The sequence below is a fragment of the Gelidibacter algens genome (genome assembly GCF_001678675.1).
In the GTDB taxonomy this organism is placed as follows: Bacteria; Bacteroidota; Bacteroidia; order Flavobacteriales; family Flavobacteriaceae; genus Gelidibacter; species Gelidibacter algens.
Window position 1 is genome coordinate 46853 of record NZ_LZRN01000019.1, and the last position, 21666, is coordinate 68518.

At 37.3% G+C, this 21666-nt stretch carries 11 protein-coding genes; 8 read left to right on the forward strand and 3 right to left on the reverse strand.

Annotated features, from left to right (window positions below; translation table 11 throughout):
- Window positions 1–17: 17 nt before the first annotated feature.
- Both A9996_RS10500 and A9996_RS10505 read right to left on the reverse strand, forming a co-directional pair.
- The gene (locus A9996_RS10500) at window positions 18–650 is read right to left on the reverse strand and encodes a class I SAM-dependent methyltransferase (RefSeq protein WP_083993912.1); all 633 of its coding nucleotides are present in this window, start codon (window positions 648–650) and stop codon (window positions 18–20) included.
- A 46-nt stretch (window positions 651–696) separates the two neighbouring features.
- Complete coding sequence (locus A9996_RS10505) at window positions 697–4485, reverse strand: phosphodiester glycosidase family protein (protein WP_066434352.1); 3789 nt, start codon at window positions 4483–4485, stop codon at window positions 697–699.
- 546 nt (window positions 4486–5031) lie between these two features.
- Between A9996_RS10505 and A9996_RS10510 the strand changes: the two genes are divergently transcribed.
- The 6 genes from A9996_RS10510 (at window position 5032) to A9996_RS10535 (ending at window position 16695) form a co-directional block, all read left to right on the forward strand.
- Entirely contained in the window at window positions 5032–8052 is a 3021-nt protein-coding gene (locus A9996_RS10510) for a SusC/RagA family TonB-linked outer membrane protein (RefSeq protein ID WP_066434358.1), read from the forward strand.
- 10 nt (window positions 8053–8062) lie between these two features.
- Window positions 8063–9406, forward strand: a complete 1344-nt coding sequence (locus A9996_RS10515) for a RagB/SusD family nutrient uptake outer membrane protein (protein ID WP_066434387.1) — start codon at window positions 8063–8065, stop codon at window positions 9404–9406.
- A 211-nt stretch (window positions 9407–9617) separates the two neighbouring features.
- Window positions 9618–10286, forward strand: a complete 669-nt coding sequence (locus tag A9996_RS10520; RefSeq protein ID WP_083993915.1) for a class I SAM-dependent methyltransferase — start codon at window positions 9618–9620, stop codon at window positions 10284–10286.
- On the forward strand, window positions 10283–11359 hold the full coding sequence (locus A9996_RS10525) for an anhydro-N-acetylmuramic acid kinase (protein WP_066434360.1): 1077 nt from the start codon (window positions 10283–10285) through the stop codon (window positions 11357–11359). The genes A9996_RS10520 and A9996_RS10525 overlap by 4 nt, the downstream gene beginning before the upstream one ends.
- Before the next feature lie 785 nt (window positions 11360–12144).
- Complete coding sequence (locus A9996_RS10530) at window positions 12145–12696, forward strand: hypothetical protein (protein WP_066434362.1); 552 nt, start codon at window positions 12145–12147, stop codon at window positions 12694–12696.
- A 345-nt stretch (window positions 12697–13041) separates the two neighbouring features.
- On the forward strand, window positions 13042–16695 hold the full coding sequence (locus A9996_RS10535) for an ExeM/NucH family extracellular endonuclease (protein ID WP_066434368.1): 3654 nt from the start codon (window positions 13042–13044) through the stop codon (window positions 16693–16695).
- Between the two features lie 1009 nt (window positions 16696–17704).
- Here the strand turns inward: A9996_RS10535 and A9996_RS10540 are convergent.
- Complete coding sequence (locus tag A9996_RS10540; RefSeq protein ID WP_245905275.1) at window positions 17705–18301, reverse strand: RNA polymerase sigma factor; 597 nt, start codon at window positions 18299–18301, stop codon at window positions 17705–17707.
- A 132-nt stretch (window positions 18302–18433) separates the two neighbouring features.
- Between A9996_RS10540 and A9996_RS10545 the strand changes: the two genes are divergently transcribed.
- On the forward strand, window positions 18434–19600 hold the full coding sequence (locus A9996_RS10545) for a FecR family protein (RefSeq protein ID WP_083993916.1): 1167 nt from the start codon (window positions 18434–18436) through the stop codon (window positions 19598–19600).
- Window positions 19601–19977: 377 nt separating this feature from the next.
- A partial coding sequence (locus A9996_RS10550) for a SusC/RagA family TonB-linked outer membrane protein (RefSeq protein ID WP_157487208.1) occupies window positions 19978–21666 on the forward strand: 1689 nt, incomplete at its 3' end.

Here is a 21666-nt window from a genome sequence, read left to right on the forward strand (position 1 = left end):
GCTTTTCTCCAGACTTGCTACCTATATAAATCATGCCGTTCGTTAGACAATTCTTCATAACCACCCAACATTTTAGCTTTTTCTGCAAAATTATCGTGAACTTCATCGCCACTTAATGGATACTCTGGCACGAAGGGCGTCCAATGTACAAGCAATAGTTTTCCATCCGGAGACAGATGCTCGTCAATATTTTTAAATAAGACTGATAAGTCCATGGGGTTTAAATAGTATCCAATTTCACAACATGTAATGAGATCAAACATACCAGCGGGGAAATCTTTGGTAATATCAGCGACCTTAAATTCTATATTGTCAAGATTTGAACAAGATGCTTTGGCTTCATTTATAGCGGTCATACTAATATCAATGGCCAATACCTGGTCAGAAATTTGAGACAACATTGCTGTTTGTATACCTATGGAACATCCGAGTTCTAAGCAATTTCTATAGCAGTCACCCTTTAATGCTTTTATGGATCTTTTATATTTCGACTGCTCATAGGTACTATCTCGAAAATTCCAAGGATCAATTTTAGTCGTATATAAGGCTTCGAAGTATTCAGTGTCCAAGGTTTCCAGATGTTGTCTTTTGGTCAAAAAGAAGTATTCCGTAGGTGTATTGAAAGGTTCCAGCAAGTTTTGAGTTAACACAAAGCCACACGGTTGACTTTAGTGAATTGATAGTGCAGGGTATTCCTTATTCTTGTTGCCTATATAAATAGAACCCACCTTCTTTGTCATAGCTACAAAAAATCAACAATTTTCCATCTGGTGAAATACCTATCCCACGAGGTTCAGCCCCTTGAACTTCTGGTAAATCCAAAGTCCACATCTCTTGCTTTTCGCTATTTCGGTAATGGAAGGAGGAAGGTGAGATCCCGTTAGATCGCACTGCAAAATAGAGGGCATGATCACGAACTTGTAGCGCACTGGAGCCCGCGTTTAAACTTCTAATAGGGGCTGCTTTTTTATAGATATCCCCATCCTCGCTATGGTATACTTGGGTTAGTGCGCTACCGGGTTCTGGGAAGTACAGGGTGCGTCCATCGAAACTCATATCAAAAGTCCGGGAAAGATTACGATCTTTCAATTCTATAGTTTTTATAAGATCAAATCGATGGCCATTTTGTTTCAAAATAAAATTCGAATCTTCTCCAAATAAAGACATGGCAAAAATAGTCCCGTTTTTAGCCGCTCTTGGGCTGGTGATGGCTCTGTTGCCCTTAGGTACTTCCCATACGGCAATGCCCTGTCCAGTTTTAGCGTCTATTTTGATGAGGTGTCGATTGATGCCAACCAGAATATTGCCGTCCAGATCTTTTCCTATACCGTTTACGGGGTGCAGCGGATACTGCTTTCCGTCGATTTCAACCTCGGTAAGTGGAGAGAATTTTGCAGAATCTCCGCTAGGATCTCTAATAAGCAATCCGCGGTTATAGTCGGCCAACCAAACATTATGCTCATCGTCCCATAGCGCCCCATAACCAGCAGCGGAATTTTCAATTTGTTCTATAAATTTGTAATTGGGAGGTGCCACCTCGGCAAGATCGGTTAGCTCTTCATCAGATTTGAGCAGTTTTAATTTTGAAATTCCTGAACTTATGCCAAGACTGCCATCACTGGCCAAAACGCGATGGTAGAAGATTTCTTCTTCACCAATCTTTGAATCTGTCAGCAATTCAAACCAGTCTTTTTCCTCAAACTTTAGTATTGAATTACGCCCTATATTTTGCTGAAAGATAATTTTCGAAAATTCGGGATTTGAAGCTATTTGATAGGTATAGGTCACAAAATCGCCATCTGGGTCAATTGCAGGAGTCCATTTCACGGTACCTAGGACCTTTAGATCCCGAACGCCATAGGTATTTTTTGGATGGTGAGTAGTGATATTCGGTTTTTTTGGCGGTTGGTTTTGGGACGGATATAGTTGCCCTCGCAAACTGTCATTTTTTGCTGAAACGCTGATATACACGCCTCCTACGGCGAGAAGATCTTCTAATTTTTCGGTTATTGTTAGTGTTCCTGAAAAATGTCTTTTTCCATTTTTGATTTTGCCAGTATATAATTTTTTTAGAAGGGTTCCGGTTTCACCATTTCTGCCTTGAAATAACGCAACTTCAACGTGTCGATCCTTATGGGTTTTTGGAAGGGCAAAACGTCCTGAAATCTTTAATTCTTTTTCTACAAGTACTGCTGAAAATTCGCCGTTTTCTGAGGTGTTTTCTCCTTCGTGAATAGAATGGAAGTAGCCTTTTCCTTCCTTAAATTTTTCATGATCATTGCGTAAAATATATCCATTTACTCCAAAAATTACCGAAGGTAGCTGGCGGATATCGAAAACTTCCATATCTGAAGCTTTTTTCTCTTTGATGGCGTATGTTGTATAGACTATTTCACGGCTTTCGTAAAAAATGTCCATAATAGTAATAGTGTTGGTTGGTGGTAGCTCCTGTGTTAGCCAAGAACGAGCTCCAGAGCCTGCAGCTCCGGTATTGAGTAGTTGTAGTTTGCCACGCTTTCCAGGATAAAAAGCGTGTTGGTGACCACTAATGTAAGTATGTACCTTGTAACGTTCAAGAAGCGCCCGTAATTTTTCAGGATTTTCGAGAACATCTCCTTTAGAATCGCGTTCTTGGGCCACACTGTAAAGCGGCATATGTCCCATCACAAAACGAAATTTGGCCTTTTTTGCAGCAGGTAGTTGAAATTGTTTTTCCATCCACTCTAAATTTTCTTCAGTAATTTTAGCAGACGAGGCTTCCCAAGAAACGATAAAAACACCGTTTATGACAAACGAATAGTAATTGGGGAAACGGCTGTCATCAACGAAATTTAGTTTCGGCTTGTTTTCACTTTTATTCCAATAGGCATTGGCAAAATCATGCTCTACTTTATAGGAGCGCGGGCCATCGTGGTTGCCTAATGTAAAAGCGAAAGGAATACCGTTTTTTATAAGTGGGGCGGCAATATGCTTTGTAAATCCATCCCACATTTTTTGCAAATGGTCAGTGTCTGAAATTCCCATCCCAGCCACAAGGTCACCACCGGAAATAACCAAATCGGGTTTCCAAATGCGGGGCATTCTATTAATAATGCTATCCACCTGCCATTCGTAATCGACGGCACCAAGTCCCGAATTAAGATCAGAAATCACCCCAATCCGCAAGTCTCCGCGTTTAGGCACTTCCGGAATGTCGTGAATGGGAACCAATCGAACGGCATCGCTAATAAATTGATTTCCTTTAGTGCTTCTAATTTCAAGTGAATCTTCAGGTGTTAATTGATAGTCACCTAAAATTCTCCATTTGCCTAAATTGTCAAGATCAGATTGATCAACTTTTAGCGTATCGGTTGTGCCGGATTGATGTAAAATGTACTGCACTTCCATTGAATTTTCAGCAGTATCCAAAGCAAACCAAGCTCCCAACTGATATTTTCTAGGGCTGATGCCTCTAAAGCGATAACTTGCCTTATTGATGGGGTTCGACACCGCCACTCTTGATGCCGATTTTCCGTAATAATTAAATAAATTGCTGTCTTTCCATATCCCGGTTTCGGCATATGCGACATCATCGGTGTCAAAATAAATGGGTTTCTCAGGTTTTGATGACACTTTTTCTGAAATGATGATAGCACCCGCATTTTTCCGCAGGTCGTTACGATCACCGCCAGAAACATGAGACGGCACGTTTACCACTTCATTGGCAGCAATCATAGTAGAAGATCCGCCTCCATCTAAATTGACAGCTGCTATCGTCCCTAAACTTTGCATAATTTCGGCCAGTTCAATAAGGGTGGTTCCTACACTGGCCTCCTGCCGACCGTCCACTACCAAAATCACGATCGTATGGTCATCTCTATATCCAATGGCCGTCCTGGGATGGCGGGCAGTATGGTCTTTAGCAAAACCCTCCGCAGTGGTGTTGACCTGTATTTCACCATTTTTTAGTAATACAGGTCCGCCTCCGACCGCTTGGGAAGCCAGCCATTTTTCAGAAGAACCATCGTCGTTGCTTACGTTGAATTTAAAAGCGAAATCTCCATCTGGGGCTGGCGTTGTCCAGGTCACTTCTGGTTTTCCGTTTTTGAGCCCAAAAGCACCGCGTGGCGTATTATGGGTTCCTTTTGATACTACCTCTCCGTCTTCAATGATTAAACTCACTGAGGAATTACTGGCAAAATAGCCGCCATTTATTGCAAATATGGCATTGTTTTTCTGGTAGGTTTCCGCAGTGGTCTCCCTGAAGATATCACTTCCTATAGAACGAAATTTTAAATTCTTATCCCGAAGGTCTATTTCGGCATACATAGCCCTGAGAGGTTTCCCGTCCGGTAAATTTCCATAAGTGTCATATATTTTTATTGAAGACGGCAGTTCGGTATTAAGATCTATTCGAGGGTTCCAGTGCAAGTTGATGTCTTGACCATGAACACTACCAAACCAAAGAAAACTTAAAAAAATGAAGATGATTTTTAAAAAGTTCATAGTATAAATGGATAGCTTTATTTGGCACATAGTGGCTAATTTATAAATAGTTTTTATACTTGAATGTAAAAACCTTGTTCTCGTGGTTGCTTCAAATATGACCCCAATCTTCTGACGAACATGGATTATATAATAGTGCTTGGCAGTTTCAACGCTATTACGTCTTCAACTTGATTGCGTTTAAAGATATAGAGATTTTTCGAAAAGATAAGGGAAGCCATTTATTTCGAAGATTTGAGACAGGCGATGAGTGGTGGAGTTCAAAGACTTTAATTTATAGCCTTTTTAAATTTGAAGGTCTTTTAACTCTATATTTGATTTTAATTTATACGATTGGATAAAACTTTTAGCAAATTTATTTTTGCTTATTTTTGAAATTAAACAGTGATTGGGCAATGAGTTTGAGCGCCAAGTATTTTCTAAAATTAATGCCATATAGAGCGGTTTTTTTATCTTTAAGTGTTTTAAAAAAGCATAATACAAATTTTAAATTGTCAATATTGAACTATCATTTTAACTCCAGTTTAAATTAACCAATGATTATTTATGAAGAAAGAAATTTTAATGAAAGGAAAATTGCACATCAAGCTTCTTACATTTGCTCTGTTTGCAATAAGTACTATTGTCTATGGGCAAACTAACCCGTATGTGTTTAAAGGAAATGTAACAGATAATGCAACCGAACAGCCCATAGCAGGTGCGTCTGTATTTATTGAAAACACCAATGTTGGTAGTGTTACTGATTTTGATGGAAACTATAGTTTCGCAGCTTCATTAAAAGCTGGTGATTATACCATAGTAGTAAGTTATTTAGGTTTTTCAACGAAAAAAGTCAAGGTTACGACCTCAGGTGATGTGATTGAAACCAATGTCAGTCTTAATGAAGATTTGTTAAGTTTAGATGAGGTTGTGATTACAGGAAATACCGTTGGTGTAAATAAGCGCACTTTGGGAAATGCCATTTCAACGGTAAGCGCTGAAGATTTAGTCAACAATGGAGCAACTTCTGTAGATCAGGCCATTTCGGGCAAAATTACAGGTGCTTTAGTCCAACAAAATTCTGGAGATCCAGCTGGTGGTATCAGTATTCGTCTGAGAGGACCGAGCACAGTATTAGGTAATTCCGATCCACTTTACATTGTTGACGGCATTATTATTAGTAATTCGAGTGCTGAACTTGTTGATTTAGGTGGTAATACCCAGAACCGATTAGCTGATATTAATCCAAACGATGTTGAACGCATAGAAATTATAAAAGGTGCAGCAGCAGCGGCCATTTATGGCTCTCGAGCGAGTAATGGTGTTGTACAGATTTTTACGAAAAAAGGAAAAAGTGGGGATCCAAGATTCTCTTTTTCAACGAACGTGAAAGTAAATGAATTACGAAAAAAGATTGATTATAATACTACTGAGTTAGCTTGGGTAAATGCAGGTGATCGCAATAATCTAGAGACAGTTCCGGTGGAGCGTTATGATTTACAAGAAAGTTTTTTTGGCACAGGCTACGGAACTGAAAATTACTTTTCAGTAAGTGGTGGCACTGATAAAACAACATATTACTTATCTGCATCGCAATTGGATAATGAAGGAATTATCGTCAACTCAGATTTCAAAAGAATTGGCTTTAAGGCCAATATTTCTCAAAAAGCTTTTGATTGGTTAACTATAAAGGGTGGTTTCAATTACATCAGAAGTAATAGTGATGATATTCCAAATGGTGGTATTAGCAATCCATACGGTGCAATAACGGGTTTTTTGTTTAGTCAGAACTCGGTGAATCCAAATCCTGATGAGTCGGGCGTCTATCCTGTGACATCTTTGTTAGTGCCAAGAACCAATCCATTAGAGGCGGTAAATCGTTTCAAATTTGGACAAAAAACCAATCGGTTCATTACAAGTATAGCCTTGGACGCAAACATTACTGAAAAACTATCAGCGAGCTACACCCTTGGAATAGATTATTACAACCAATCTGCAACTGCTTTTATACCAATCAAAAACACTTCACCCAATCCTAATGGTTATGCAAGACGTTCTGATATTAATAATTTCCAATATAACAGTGACCTGAATTTAAGTTATAAAACAGCATTGTCTAAGGTCATAAATTCTACTACTACTTTGGGTGGATCATGGCAATATGAAGAATTTGATCGCATTGGGATTACTGCTGATGGCCTTCCTCCAATAGTTGAAACTGCAGAGAGTGGAAGTATTTTGGCACAAGGAGAGAGCAGATCTCAAATATCTTACTGGGGCTCATTTGTACAACAATCTTTTAGCTATAAAGACAAACTGTATGTAAATGGCGCTGTACGTATGGATGGTGCATCTACCTTTGGTAAAGATGAGCGCAATCAATTGTATGCAAAAGCCAGCTTATCCTACATCATGTCAGAAGAGGATTATTGGATAAATACTTTTGGAGATACCTTTAATGTATTTAAAATAAGAGGGTCTTGGGGACAGGCAGGTAACCTAACTGCGTTATCGGCATTTCAAAGATTTACAGTGTTAAGCCCGGGTGCTATCAACGGATCCACGAGTTTAATTCCTAGCACACAACAAGGCGATTTAAATATCGCACCAGAGCGCCAGGAGGAAATAGAATTTGGTTTTGATGCCGGTTTTTTAAGTAATAGATTAGGATTGGAATTTACATACTATAAACAACGTGTATCCGAATTATTGTTACCTAGAGAATTGTCACCATCCACTGGTTTCAGTTCAAGAATTGAAAATATCGGAAACTTAGAAAATGAGGGGATAGAAATATTGTTGAGAGGAACTCCTATAAAAACTCCTAGTTTTTCTTGGGATGTAACTGCGACGTATTCTAGAAATGAAAACGTGGTTACCAAAGTTGCTGGGGGTGGACAATTTGCACTGGGCGGTAGTTTCTCTACAAACTATGTCATAGAAGGTGAGGCACTAGGCGTTTTCTATCGTCAGTACTATGCACGAAACCCCGATGGAACCCTGTTATTGGATGCTAATGGATATCCTCAAACAGAAAAAGGAAATACCTCCACTGGTGAAATAGGTAGAGATGGCAATGGCCAACCTGTAGGATCAGCACTCAGTAAGGTGATAGGAGATCCTAACCCAGAATGGTTTGGTTCCTTAATTAATGAATTTGCATTTAAAGATTTCGAATTGAGAATACAATTTGATGCCGTTCAGGGTTATGATATTTTCAACTGGAACAGACGTTTGATGGATAATAGACTTTTTGGAGGAGGCTATAACTACGGTCAAGAATTGGCGGGTAATAGACTAAAAAATCTGGGGCAAGCACAAGCCAATATTTTTGAAGAGTTTGTTGAAGACGCATCTTTTGTTAAGTTAAGAGAATTGGCAATAAGTTACAATTTAAGATCTCCATTTAAGAATATCAACAATATTGAGATCAGTCTTGTAGGCAGAAACTTAGTTTCATGGGACAGTTATTCGGGTTGGGACCCGGAAATTAATACGGCTGGTCAAAGTAATGGTGTTAGAGGTTTTGATTTTGCTGGGGTTCCCATCCCAAAAACATATCAATTAGGTATTAATGTTAGTTTCTAAAAAAAAGAAAATGAAGAATAGATATAAAAAAAATAGCATATTTGCTTTAAGCATGATTTTAACCCTTTTGGTAAGTTCATGTGAGACAGATTTTGATAATCCTAATGCGGCAACTGCTGAACAGACCTTTTCTTCAAGAGAAGGCATTTTATCAGCTGCTGTAGGAATGCAACAGTTATATGCCACTTCAGGGCTTAGATGGATTATTGAAACCCCGGCAATTACAACGCGTGAAGCTGGTATTACCACAACATTTCAAAATATGATTGAATTGGAAGAAGGTGGCTCTAGTTTGCCTAATTTCAATTCGAATGTACAAGGGTTGTGGTCTAATATGTTGAGGGTTATGAAGATTTCAGAAGACATTCAGGCCAATATTGATAATGTTGAGTTGGCACCAGGAACAAAAAGCGGTTTGCTCGCTTATGCTAAGCTTTTCAAAGCGATGGCAATAGGTAGCTTGGCACAAAACTATGAGCAGGTAATCATTCAGACCAGTAATAATAATGATGCTTTATTTGTTACAAGAAATGAAGGTTTTTTAGCAGCGATTGCGCTATTGAATGAGGGTAAAGCGGCACTAAACGCAACACCAGTTTCAATGGAATTTACCAATGAAATCACTTTAGGAAACATTGATGTGCTTAATTCTATAAATGCATATTTAGCGCGATACAATCTTTTTGCTAATAATTATGAAGCTGCAATTGCAAATGCCAATAATGTGAGCACTACTTCAACGTCAGTTTTTGCTTACGATAGCCAAAATTTAAATCCAGTTTACAACCGTGTATTTTTGAATGGGATTTCGAATTTTAAACCGAGAGATAATTTCGGTTTACCAAACTCAGAATTTACATTTGATCCTGCAGATGGTCGCGTTGCATTTTATCTTTCAAGCTCGCCCAACGTCAATCAGAATGGATTGCCCGTTGAAGATTTACTCGGTTTTTTTGATATGAATACAGAATCAATTCCACTATATATTCCTGATGAGATGAAGCTTATTATCGCTGAAGCAAATTTGAGAAAAGCAAATCCAGATATCCCCGCCGCTATAATGGCTCTGAATGATGTTCTAACAGATACAGATGATGTGTTTGGGATAAACGCTAATGTGGCTGCGTATTCAGGTCCAAATACGATAAACGATATTTTAAAGGAAATATATAAAAATCGCAGAGCAGAACTGTTCTTATCTGGCTTGAGTTTAGAAGACAGTCGCCGTTTTAGCAGACCACAACCAAGTGGTTCAGCGTCAAACTTTTCTGAAGAGAGAAATAGAAACTTTTATCCTTATCCTGACTTAGAACGTAATAGCAATCCTAATGTTCCAGCAGATCCATCTATTTAAATTCAGTTGAGTTATATTAAAAAGGCCTACATTCAAGTGACGAATGATAGGCCTTTTTCTTTAAAATCATAATAAAAGAAACACTTTGTATCACGCGTATTCTGAAAAGTGTTTATCAAAATCATTAAGTTTTTCAAGAGGATTCGGCTCCTCAATTTTCAATCGAAATTGAGGTCATGTGCCACATCCGATAGCAATTATAACATCTATCATGAAAGAAACTACTATAAAAACATCCTGGGAAATTAATGCTGAGCGTTGGATAAAAGTTATGGATAATCAAGAGATTGCGTCTCGGATATTTACCAATGAAGCAGTTGTTAATCTTTTAAAGAATTCTAAAGCAAATAAAATATTGGATATTGGGTGTGGCGAAGGTTGGCTGACCAGAGCCATCACTAATATGGGAAAAACCGGCATAGGCATTGATGCCACCGCTATACTATTGGAAAACGCGAAAGAGAAAGGAAAAGAGACCTATTATCATTTGAGTTATAAGGATCTTTCAGAAGGTAAAAAACTTGCCGAAGCTCCTTTTGAAGCCATCGTTTTTAATTTCTGCATTTACCAAAATGAAGAGCTGATTCCACTTTTGAAAAAATTAAGAGAGAGCTTGACTATCACTGGCGAAATTATCATTCAAACAATGCATCCTTTTTTCTTGATCCAAAATAGCTTGCCATATACCTCGCAATGGATTCCAGATTCATGGAAAGGTTTATCGGGGAATTTTTCAGATGGTCATGCATGGTACGCGCGTACTTTTGAAGGTTGGCTTGATGATTTCCAAAAAGCTGGGTTAATTTTAAATGAAATCATTGAAGTGACCAATCAAGATTTGACACCTGTTTCAGTAATTTTTAAAACACAAGTAAAATGAAAATATATAAAATTATAGGGCTGATGTCGGGTACTTCATTAGACGGACTAGATTTAGCCTACTGCCATATTTGGGAAGAGAATAGGTCTTATAAATTTGACATAAAAGCATCTAAACATATTCCCTACGCCAAAGAAATGGAGTTAAAACTCAAAGATGCCATTTTTCTTACGGCCGATGAATTATTGCAGTATCACAATAGCTATGGTACTTGGCTGGGTAAGCAAGCAAAAATTTTTATAGATGAAGAGCAATTAGAGGTGGACTATATTTCAAGTCATGGGCATACCACACACCACCAACCTCAAAAGGGAGTCACATTTCAAATTGGTTCCGGTCAGCATTTAGCGAATGAATCAGGTCTATCGGTAATCTGCGATTTTAGGTCTAACGACGTGGCTTTGGGAGGACAAGGCGCGCCTTTAGTGCCTATTGGCGATGCGTTATTTTTTGAATCGTATGATTTTTGCCTCAATTTAGGAGGCATCAGTAATATGTCATTTGAAGTTGAGGGAAAAAGAATCGCTTACGATATTGGGCTTGCAAATATGGGTTTAAATTATAGCACTCGAAAAGCTGGTTTTAATTACGATGATGGTGGCAAGATTTCACGCAAGGGTAAGATCAATCCAACTATGTTAGATGCCTTAAACAGTTTGGATTATTATGATTTACCTTTTCCTAAATCCATAGGATATGAGTGGTTCGTTGAAAAGGTTGTTCCTATAATTGAAGCAACAAATGATTCAATCGAAAATATTCTCCATACTTCGGTAATGCATGTAGCCGAAAAAGTTGCTAAAGAGATTTTGAGAAATTCAAAAAAAACAGAACATACGGTTTTAGTAACAGGAGGTGGAGCGCTTAATCATTTTCTCATTGAAACCTTACAAGCCAAATTGGGTGACACTGTACTGCTTGTTATTCCATCCAAAAAAATTATCGACTATAAAGAAGCTCTAATTTTTGCTTTAATGGGTGTACTAAGAATCACCCATCAAATTAATGTCTTAGCGGCAGTTACTGGTGCCGCTAGAGATTCATCAAGTGGAGTTGTTTATTTGCCTTCTTAAAGTTTTTATATTTTAAAGCTATCCTCTGTTTTGACATACGTCAATTGGAAAATTACTAATTGCGCATGGGTGACACCATAATTCTTTGAGTGTTATTCAGAAATGGCTTCTTGTTCCTTTGGCTAAAATGATAAATGACATAAGATCATTAATGTAAAAAATAAAATTCGCGATGATATATGTTAGGATGACGATAAATTTTAAATCGGCATGTATTCAGGATAATAGAGAGAATGAATATTCCGAATTATTGTGAAACCTAAAATAATAAAAAATTAAGATGGGCACTTTGAATCATATTAAAACTGATACTTTAATTAGTAAAAAATAAGGTTGCTAAAAAGTTCTTAGTAAAAAATAAGTAAAAGTGTATTGACTTTTCACTAAAGGGCCTCTATAGGTGGTGTCATCATATGCCACTCCTGATTTTGGCAATATCAAAGGCTTGTTTCAAAAAAATTATATACACCGCTATCAGTAACTGTTTTTTGCTCTTCCCCCTTGCTACGAGCCACTGTTAATTTCTCCTATGTGCCTAGTTATATTTGCATGCGTGTGTATAGGCCGTTGCTGAGTCTGCGACTATATGGGAAATCCATGGAAATTTTACAGCAGAGTTTTGTGATTTTTAATGTCCTTGTGTGAGAAACCTTTGTGCCGACAGGCAGGCGCATCGACTCTAAACATAAATTGTTTGCTACACCCTGAAATCACTAAACCAACTAAAGAGATAGTTTAAACTAAATATTTAGTTATATTTGACTTCAACATTAAAATTTAATATTATGAAATTCAAAACTATTTTGAGCACAATTTTTATTGTTTCAATTATTTTTGGAAATAGTGGATGCAAAGAAAAAAACGAAAATAAAGCTAAACTTGCTGATGGAGAAAAAATAGAAACAGTTGATAATGAAAAGATCGAAATAATTTCTGTATTCAACTATGATAATCCAAAAGAATTATCTGAATATAATGCACTGAATTTAGATGCAACTCATCCAAATTTATTAAACCCTCAAATTTCTTCATCTGATTATGATTCAGTGATTAAATCTTGGACTGAGTTACACCAAAGAATTGGTGCCTATTTATCTGAAAATGGATTTAATTGGGAAGTTGAAGACAAAACAATTAGTATAGTTCATAAAATCTATTTTAAATCCAACGGCGAAATTGAAAACTATTTCTTTAAGGTTTTGAACGAGAATGTTACCAAAGAAAAAAAGAAACAGTTTGCTAATCTGATTTCAGAATTTCCCAAGGACATCCGAATAGAATTTGAAAATGACGGGAGCTTTGCCCAATGCGGAAAAACAAAGTATATAAACGACTAAATACTTTTGCAATTAAAACACCGTGGTAAAAACAAGTAACTTAACGCATTATATTTTTTGGAGCTCAGTCCATCTGCCTGCAGCATCACGTCATCACTTCAGAGCTCAGATCTCACTTAACTTAATCATTAAAATATCCAGAGCTCAATCAAACCTGCAACTATGATCAACCTTTCAGGATCTTCTCAATTCTAGCTAACAAAACGCCTCCAATATTAACCCTACGTTAACCTTCTATGTCCTACAAGGTTTTTTAAAACAATACCTATAGTTTTGTTTTTAGAAAAAGTACTTACTAAATGATTAGTTTGATACGGTAAATAAACAATACTTAAAAGATTGAAAATGAAAAAAAAATTACCCTTGTACTATTTGATTGCCCTATTTCTCTGTGTAACATCAAATTATGCACAAACAACCCTAGGGTTTGAAGATTTCGATGGCAACGCTCTAAACCTTAACTCCACAACCAATGTAGCCGAATATGGAATGGCGGGAGGAATAGGGGGCGATGTGTTTGGCCGTGTAGATGGTCAGTCAGGCGGCATAGGAATGCCGTTTGATGTAGCAGATGATACCGCAGTAGATGTAAGCGGCGCAAGAATGGGAGGTAACTTTTCTGGCGATACCTCGGGTCTTGCTGGACAAAACTCTACAGCTTTTTTTGCGTTAAATGATGCAGATGGCGTGCCAGGAGCACCAAATAACGCCACATGGACTTTTAGTGGTTGGGGCGCGGCGACACTAAGCTCTATAGAAGTAAATTTGGCAGCTATTGGTGATTTTGAAGCGAGTTCTAAGGATGGTTTTTTGATTGAAGCCTCTGTAGACGGTGGTGCATTTCAAGAATTGTTTAGAGCTGCAACCAATGAAAGCGCTTCAAAAACTTACCGTGCATTGGACGGAGGTTTTGTACCAGACTTAAATGATCCCTTAGAATTGTTTATAGATGGCAATCCAACCTCCGCTGGTTTTTTAGACAAATGCGATCCTGTAACTGGGGCTTTTGACATTTATAGTTCTAATCTATTAAATGGGATAACGGCAGCTTCGGTTACCATTCGTTTAAGCTGGAGCGGTTCACCTAGTGGGTCTGAACCGATGGGAGTGGATGACATTACCATTAAAGGGGAAGTTAGTGATGTACTGCCATTACTCTTAAGTGAAGTGACAGTAACTCCAACCGCTGGCGAGTTTATAGAAATATATAACCCAAACGGAACAACAGTAAAGTTAACAGACGTTTATATAACCGATGCAACATTTGCAGGAAGTAGCACCTACTACTACAACATTGTTACAGGAGCTAACGCCGGTGGTGGTGGTTTTGGAGACTTTTTAGCACGTTTCCCTAATGGCGCAACTATAGCTGCAGGAGAATACCAAACGCTGGCCATTAATGGTTCAGAGGATTACAGAACTACTTATGGAACAGATCCAACATACGAGCTGTATGAAGATGGTAGTGTGTCAGATGGTATTCCAGACATGCTTGAAGGACTGCCAGGATCTATTAACGACCAGGGTGGTTTGACCAATAGTGGCGAAGTAGCCATTCTTTTTTATTGGGATGGTAAAAGCGATTTGGTAACAGACCTTGACTATGTAATTTGGGGAGATACTGCGGAAGCGGTAGACAAAACAGGAGTGCGTATAGATGGCCCAGATGCGGATGCTTTATCGAGCACCTATGCAAACGATACACCAATTGCAAATCAAGTGGTGGTATCAACGTCCGCACACGGTACTGGAGATTCGTACCAAAGACAGGATTCAACTGAAGGCTCCGAAGTTTCTGGATCTGGAAACGGTATTAATGGAGATGATGAATCATCTGAAGACCTAAGTAGCACTTGGTGTACGTCTCCGTCAACTGCTGGAGTGGTTAATGATTGTGGAGTGGTCATTCCGGTCACAGTCCTTATTAGTGAAGTACAAGGAAGTACTGGTAAAAGTCCATTAGAAAACACTACTGTATTTGTAGACGCTATTGTAACTGGAGATTTCCAAGCAGATAATCAGTTGCGTGGATTCTTTATTCAGGAAGAAGATGCAGATGTAGATTCAGACATGATGACCTCTGAAGGCATCTTTGTATTTTGTCAGTCTTGTACGGTAAATGTAGCTGTGGGTGATCGTGTGGAGGTTTCAGGAAAAGTGGTCGAGTTCTCGGGAACAACACAAATAGATGTAACTGGAAGCGGAAGTGTGAACATTATGAGTAATGCGAATACACTACCATCACCAACACTATTAACACTACCTGCGCCTGCAGGCACGGATATGGAAGCTACTTATGAAAGTGTGGAAAATATGCTCATCACATACGCAACAGACCTTGTCGTGAGTGAGTACTTTAATCTAGCGCGTTATGGCGAATTAGTGTTGAATGCAAACAGCAGGGCCAGACAATTTACAGATGCCAATGAGCCAGATGTTGATGGCTATGCGGCTTATGTTTTACAATTAGAGTCATCACGCATTATCTTGGATGATGATAACAATATCCAGAATAGCAACATTAATGGTCCAACGGACGAGCCATATTTTTGGCCACGTCCAGGACTGAGCAACACTAACTTTATTCGTGGTGGTGACAAAATTAGCAACCTCACAGGAATTATGCATTGGTCTTTTGCAGGGCAAAATGGTACAGACGCTTGGAGAATCAGACCTGTGATAGATGAGTTTTCGTACGACTTTACAAGCATAAACCCAAGAACTGCTGCACCGGAAGAAGTAGGGGGGAGCCTGAAAGTTGCTAGCTTCAATGTACTAAACTACTTTACGACCTTAAATGAAAGAGGAGCGAATTCTACCGCAGAATTAAATCGCCAGCGCGAGAAAATCGCTGCTGCTATTTGTGGATTGAATGCGGATATTGTAGGCCTTATTGAAATAGAAAACAATGGCACCGAAGCCATTAACGATTTGTTGAACGGTACCAACGGTATTAATGCAGTGTGTGGAACAACTTATGCTGCGTTGGATACCGGAGTTATTGGGACAGACCAGATCGCCGTCGCTTTTATTTACAATACGGCAACCGTGAGTTTAGAAGGTACATTTGCCATTCTAGATGCTTCTGTAGACCCACGTTTTAATGATAATAGAAACCGTCCTGCCTTGGCACAAACGTTTAGACAAATTTCTACAGATGGTGTTCTTACTGTAGCTGTGAATCATTTGAAGTCAAAAGGTTCTTCATGTGCTGGTGCTGGCGATCCAGATTTAAATGATGGTGCAGCCAACTGTAACATTACAAGAGCAGAAGCTGCTGCTGCATTAGTGGATTGGTTGGCTACAGACCCTACTTCAAGCAATGATCCAGATTATTTGATTATTGGTGATTTGAATTCGTACAAAAACGAAGACCCAATCGATAATATCTTATTAGGAAGCGATGATACCGACGGTTCTGCCGATGATTACACTAATCTCATTGAAGACTACCAAGGAGTAGATGGCTATAGCTATGTATTTGATGGACAGTTAGGATATTTAGATTATGCGTTAGCTACAAGTAGCTTGACAGATCAAATAACTGGAACAACTGTTTGGCACGTAAATGCAGATGAAATAAGCCTTTTCGATTATAATGGAGATATCCAAGATCCAGGCGAGGCTGCATTCCAAAGAGAATCTAGTGCGCTTCCTATTTACGAGGCAAATGCCTTTAGAGCTTCAGATCACGATCCGGTGTTGGTAGGTATCGAATTAGTAGGCTCTACCTTGGCTATTGAAGACGTGTCTTTTGGTAACAGTGTTATGTTGTTTCCTAACCCTGCCGATGGGTCTGTTACACTTTCAATCCGAAATAATACTGGATTACAGCGAGCAACTATCACAGATTTAAGCGGAAAAACTATCCAAGTCATCAATCTTTCTGATATGAGGACTGAAAAGCAGTTTGATATTTCTCGACTGGCTCCAGGATTATACTTCATCACTATTGAAGGGGAACAGCAGGCTGTTACTAAGCGTTTCATAAAGCAATAAGAAATTTCTTATATATTGAAAAGCCGCTCTTTAACAAGAGCGGCTTTTTTTATGTGTTCATATGCCTTTTTACTGTTTACCTCAAGTTATCGCTACCCACAACATTAGGAATGAAGAATGTTAATGATGCTTTAAATTGGAATATCATAGCACTTGTAGGATACTAAAAACAAAAAACCTCGCTAATTTTAAATTAGCAAGGTTAGTAATAATTGTGTTTCCACTTTGTGACCCGACTGGGGCTCGAACCTATAGTTTGGTTCACAGTCACAGCAAGGGTTATGCTAATTTTCACAATCTATGTTGACGATTTGTGAACTTTTATGATTACGTATGTCAAAGTAACTTTCGTGCTGCAAATATAACCAATCTGTTTTGGTAATTTCTATAGTATTCAATTATTTATCTCGTTACATTTTTTTAAGAAAGTAATTTGGAAATTAAAAATTTCAAATAATGAAATTTGTTTAAGCATAATTATTATATATATTTATTATAAATAGTTAAAATTCCTACTTTCGCTCTCTCAAACAGAATTACCTTTGCTAAAATCGAGTTATAATTAATAGTGGAGTAATAAAAGGATTGTCATTTCAGAAAAATAGAACACCCAAGTCTGATTGATTATTTAAGTGACCAAAACTCTTCCATTTTGCATTGTCAATGATTATTGTCATAGAGTTTGGTACAAGTTTAATGATTATAGGTTTTAGCCTTTGGGGTGAAGAGTAACCAAAATGATTGAGAATTGAATAACAATATTTTCGAAAAGCTTAGTAGTCCAAAATCATTTACACAACTTAAAAAGAATAGCAAGAAATTGAAAGGCAGGTAGGCATAATCGGATATCTTTAGCCATTTTAAAAGAAGCGGTATTGAAAGATTCCAATGTTTTTTGAACAATTAATTTTCAATCAGATTATTTTGATAAATTTACTGAGCATATAAAACTTTCTCTGACCAAATGAACCTAATCACTGATGAAATTCCTAATCTGCAATTGTCAATATTAAGTCCGATGGATTTTATTATATCTAAAGACAAAGAATAATATCAGTTTTGTTTTATCTCCAATTTTTTCTCGTAATATAGAAAAGGCTTTAGTTATATGGCCTTCCACTGTTTTAATGGAGATATTCATATACTCCGCAATTTCAATATTGGTTAGCCCCTCTTTGTTGCTCAACAAAAAAGTTTCCTTGCATTTGGGAGGCAAATTCTCAATCCCTTTGGTAACAAGCGCAATTTTTCGCTCCAGTAATTCGAGGTTTCCATCATCGACCACTTCATCAATTGCTTCCATATAGGCGCTCTCTAATGTCGATAGCGCTCTCGTTTTATGATACTGATTTATAAATTCATTATAAGTAATCTTATATAAAAAGCTTTTAATGGAGTAATCCGGAATCAATCGTTTTCTATATTCCCAAGTTTTCAAGAACACCGTTTGAACAATATCTTCGGCCAATGCATGATCACTATTCAAACTTAACGCATAGGCAAAAAGAGGCCGATGGTAAGTCTTTACCAAATGCACATACGCTTTTTCATCTCCTTTTTGAAGATGATTTATAAATTCTGCGTTATTTTTATATAAAGATTCCACTACCAAAAAACATTAAATCTTACCAAATGTTATGTAAATGTGATAAAAAAATTAATAAAAATTAAAAAAAGTTAATAAAAAAGCAAGGGTAATTAAAATCCAGCTTGTAATATATAAAATGAATCACCAGAAATGATAACTCCAAAAATCGAAAAACTCATAGTAAAGTACATAACCAAATCGGCAAAAGCTGATGATTTGGATACACTTTCTAAATGGATTGAGAATCCTGAAAACAGAAATGTATTTAAAGATTATGTACAAACACACTATGCAATAACCTACATAATGAATGAACCAGATTCCAAAAAAGCGTTGGAGCGACTCCTGCGCACAATAAGAAAAGAAAAGTCGGTGGTTTACAAATTTAAAAACCAACCTATTTTCAAATACGCAGCTGCTGCAATCCTAGTCATTGCATTAGCCTCAACCTACATATTAAAAGACACATTATTCAATAACCAAATAGAAAACAACACGCCTATCATAGTCAATAACCAAATCGAACCAGGTATTGACAAAGCAACATTGACATTAGAGGACGGTACACAAGTAATTTTGGAAAAAGGCGCTTCCTACCAAACCCAAAACGCCAATAGTAATGGCGAAGAAATAATTTATAACAATAACCCTTCACGAGAATTAGTCTATAATTATCTAACAATCCCTAGGGGAGGGCAATTTCAAATGACCCTTTCAGATGGTACCAAGGTATGGTTGAATTCAGAAACCCAGCTAAAATACCCGGTAAGTTTTACTGACGGTGAAAGCCGTCAGGTAGAACTTGTATATGGTGAAGCTTATTTTGAAGTGACCCATAGTACAGAACACAAAGGCTCAAATTTCAAAGTGATGAATAACAATCAAGAAGTTGAGGTATTGGGTACAAAGTTCAACATCAAAGCCTATAAAGATGAAGCTAACATATACACCACTTTGGTAGAAGGCAAAGTTTCTGTAAGCACCTCAACACAAAACCAATTATTGGCACCCAATCAACAATCAAACTTAAATATTACAAACAATAATTTATCAATAGCAAATATTGATGTCAAAGGTGAAATAGCATGGATTAATGGCGAATTCATAATACAGCGCAAATCTCTCAAAGAGATTATGCAAACATTATCACGTTGGTACGATATGGATGTCACCTTTGAACATAAAGAATTAGGAGAAGTAAGGTTTGTCGGCATATTGCGCAAAAATCAAAATATCATAGATATCCTAAATACCATTAAAGGTTTTGGTGTCATCAAAGATTACGAAATTAATAATAAAAAAGTTTTGCTTAAATAGATACTAAATGAAAGAAAACCGAAGATTTTAAGAAATAGCTGTAAATAATGCGGAACTGCATTTGTCGAAGACAAAAAGAGCGTCTAGCATAAGATTTAGCAGCGATTTGGTGAAGCCAAAATTCCCTATAAATCCTCTTGATTTTTTTGATTGATCAAGCAAAAAATGAATATAGAGAAATAGAGTAGTAATTCATAAAACTCAATTTTAATTAACACCAAAAATATGAAGCAAATATTACATTAAAAATCGGTGTCTATAAATATAGACAAAAAATAAGGGAACAAAGTTTAAACCCGGAAAAGTTCTAAAACCATGTCCCCTTGAGATCATTATCAATTAATTAAATGTTTAACTAACTAATAACAAACAAATTTATGAAAATTAAATTAATTAATGCCCGTCCAGTCCCAATGAGAATTGGGATTTCAAAACGGCTCCTATTAATGATCATGAGAACATTCATTTTCTTACTCTGTACGACGGTTTTTAGTTTCAATGCCGAATTGAGTATGGCACAGGAAAAAGTGACCATTAAGGTAGATAAAGAAGCTACCGTTGATGAAGTGTTCGAATTGATCATGAACCAAACTAAATTCAGTTTCTTATATCCCGAAAATCTGTTTAAGGATATGCCTAAAGTACAGTTAAAAAAAGGGACTATTAGTGCGGATAAGCTCATAAACCAAAGTATAGAGTCTGGCAAGTTTAATGTGATTCTTACCGAAAACAACACCATCCTCATCAAGGAAGCCAAAACCCAACAACAAATCCAAGTATCCGGTAAAGTAACCGACGAAGCTGGCCTGCCCGTTGCAGGTGTAACTGTATTAATAAAAGGAACAACCAAAGGTGTGGCCACAGATTTTGACGGTTCTTATACCATTACAGTACCCAACCCAGAAAACATTCTGATATTCTCTGCTTTAGGCTTCGCGACACTAGAAATCACAGTCGGTAATCAATCCTTAATTAATGTGGCCTTAAAAGAAGTTGCAAGCGCCCTTGATGAGGTTCTAGTAGTAGGATATGGTACAACAATAAAAAAAGATTTAACAGGCTCTGTAGGTTCAGTAAAAGCTGAAGATATACAAAAAATAAAATCACAATCTATTGAAAACACTTTGGCTGGACAAATTTCTGGAGTGTTTGTTTCTCCGGGCACTGGTGAACCTGGCTCTGGAGGTACTGTTATTATTCGAGGTTTAAGTCAAATTCTTGGGGACAATCAACCATTATATGTAGTAGATGGTGTTCCTATTGTTGTAAACCCGCGGGTGACTAATGTTGGAGGTGAATATCCAATAACTTTTTCAGGGACACGACAAAATCCAATGCTAAGTATTGACCCAAATAATATTGAGCGTGTTGATGTACTTAAAGATGCCTCTGCAGCTGCAATTTATGGTTCTAGAGCAGCAAATGGAGTTGTTCTTATTACCACTAAAAGAGGTAAAATAGGGCAGGCGCCAAGAATGTCCTTTTCGGTAAATACAACCTTACAAACGACTTCTAATTCGAGAGATTGGGCATCCGCATCTGAATGGAAAGGTTTTATGACAACACTAGCACAGTATGATTTGGATACCACAACATTACCTGATTTTTTAATTCCTATTGTATTAAGTAGTCAATATAACATCGTAAATGATCCAGATAATTATTTTAGAGATGCCAATACAGATTGGGAAGATTTAATTACAAATAATAATGCTATATGGAATCAATACAGACTAAGTGTTAATGGAGGTAGCGATAAAGTGACTTATGCACTTTCTAGTTCAATAAATGAGCAAGAAGGTGTATTGATTAACAATAAATTTACACGTTATAATTTTGCTTCAAGCATTGATGCACAAGTAACAGAAAATATAAAAATTGGAGGTTCCGTAAACTATAACTATTCGGTAAATAAAACTTCAGGTATTTTAAATTTAAATGATGCTGGTTTCCGTCCGGATTACCCTGTTTATGATAATGCAGGAGAATTTACTTTTATAACTGGATTTTATTCTGATGATTTTAATCCATTAGGAGGCCTTGGAAGAAACAAAAAAAAGACAATT

Coding starts and splice junctions, on each gene's coding strand:
- A9996_RS10535 (WP_066434368.1), top strand. CDS start 13,042: ATGAAAAAAAAATTACCCTTGTACTATTTGATTGCCCTATTTCTCTGT.
- A9996_RS10545 (WP_083993916.1), top strand. CDS start 18,434: ATGATAACTCCAAAAATCGAAAAACTCATAGTAAAGTACATAACCAAA.
- A9996_RS10510 (WP_066434358.1), top strand. CDS start 5,032: ATGAAGAAAGAAATTTTAATGAAAGGAAAATTGCACATCAAGCTTCTT.
- A9996_RS10520 (WP_083993915.1), top strand. CDS start 9,618: ATGAAAGAAACTACTATAAAAACATCCTGGGAAATTAATGCTGAGCGT.
- A9996_RS10505 (WP_066434352.1), bottom strand. CDS start 4,485: ATGAACTTTTTAAAAATCATCTTCATTTTTTTAAGTTTTCTTTGGTTT.
- A9996_RS10525 (WP_066434360.1), top strand. CDS start 10,283: ATGAAAATATATAAAATTATAGGGCTGATGTCGGGTACTTCATTAGAC.
- A9996_RS10530 (WP_066434362.1), top strand. CDS start 12,145: ATGAAATTCAAAACTATTTTGAGCACAATTTTTATTGTTTCAATTATT.
- A9996_RS10515 (WP_066434387.1), top strand. CDS start 8,063: ATGAAGAATAGATATAAAAAAAATAGCATATTTGCTTTAAGCATGATT.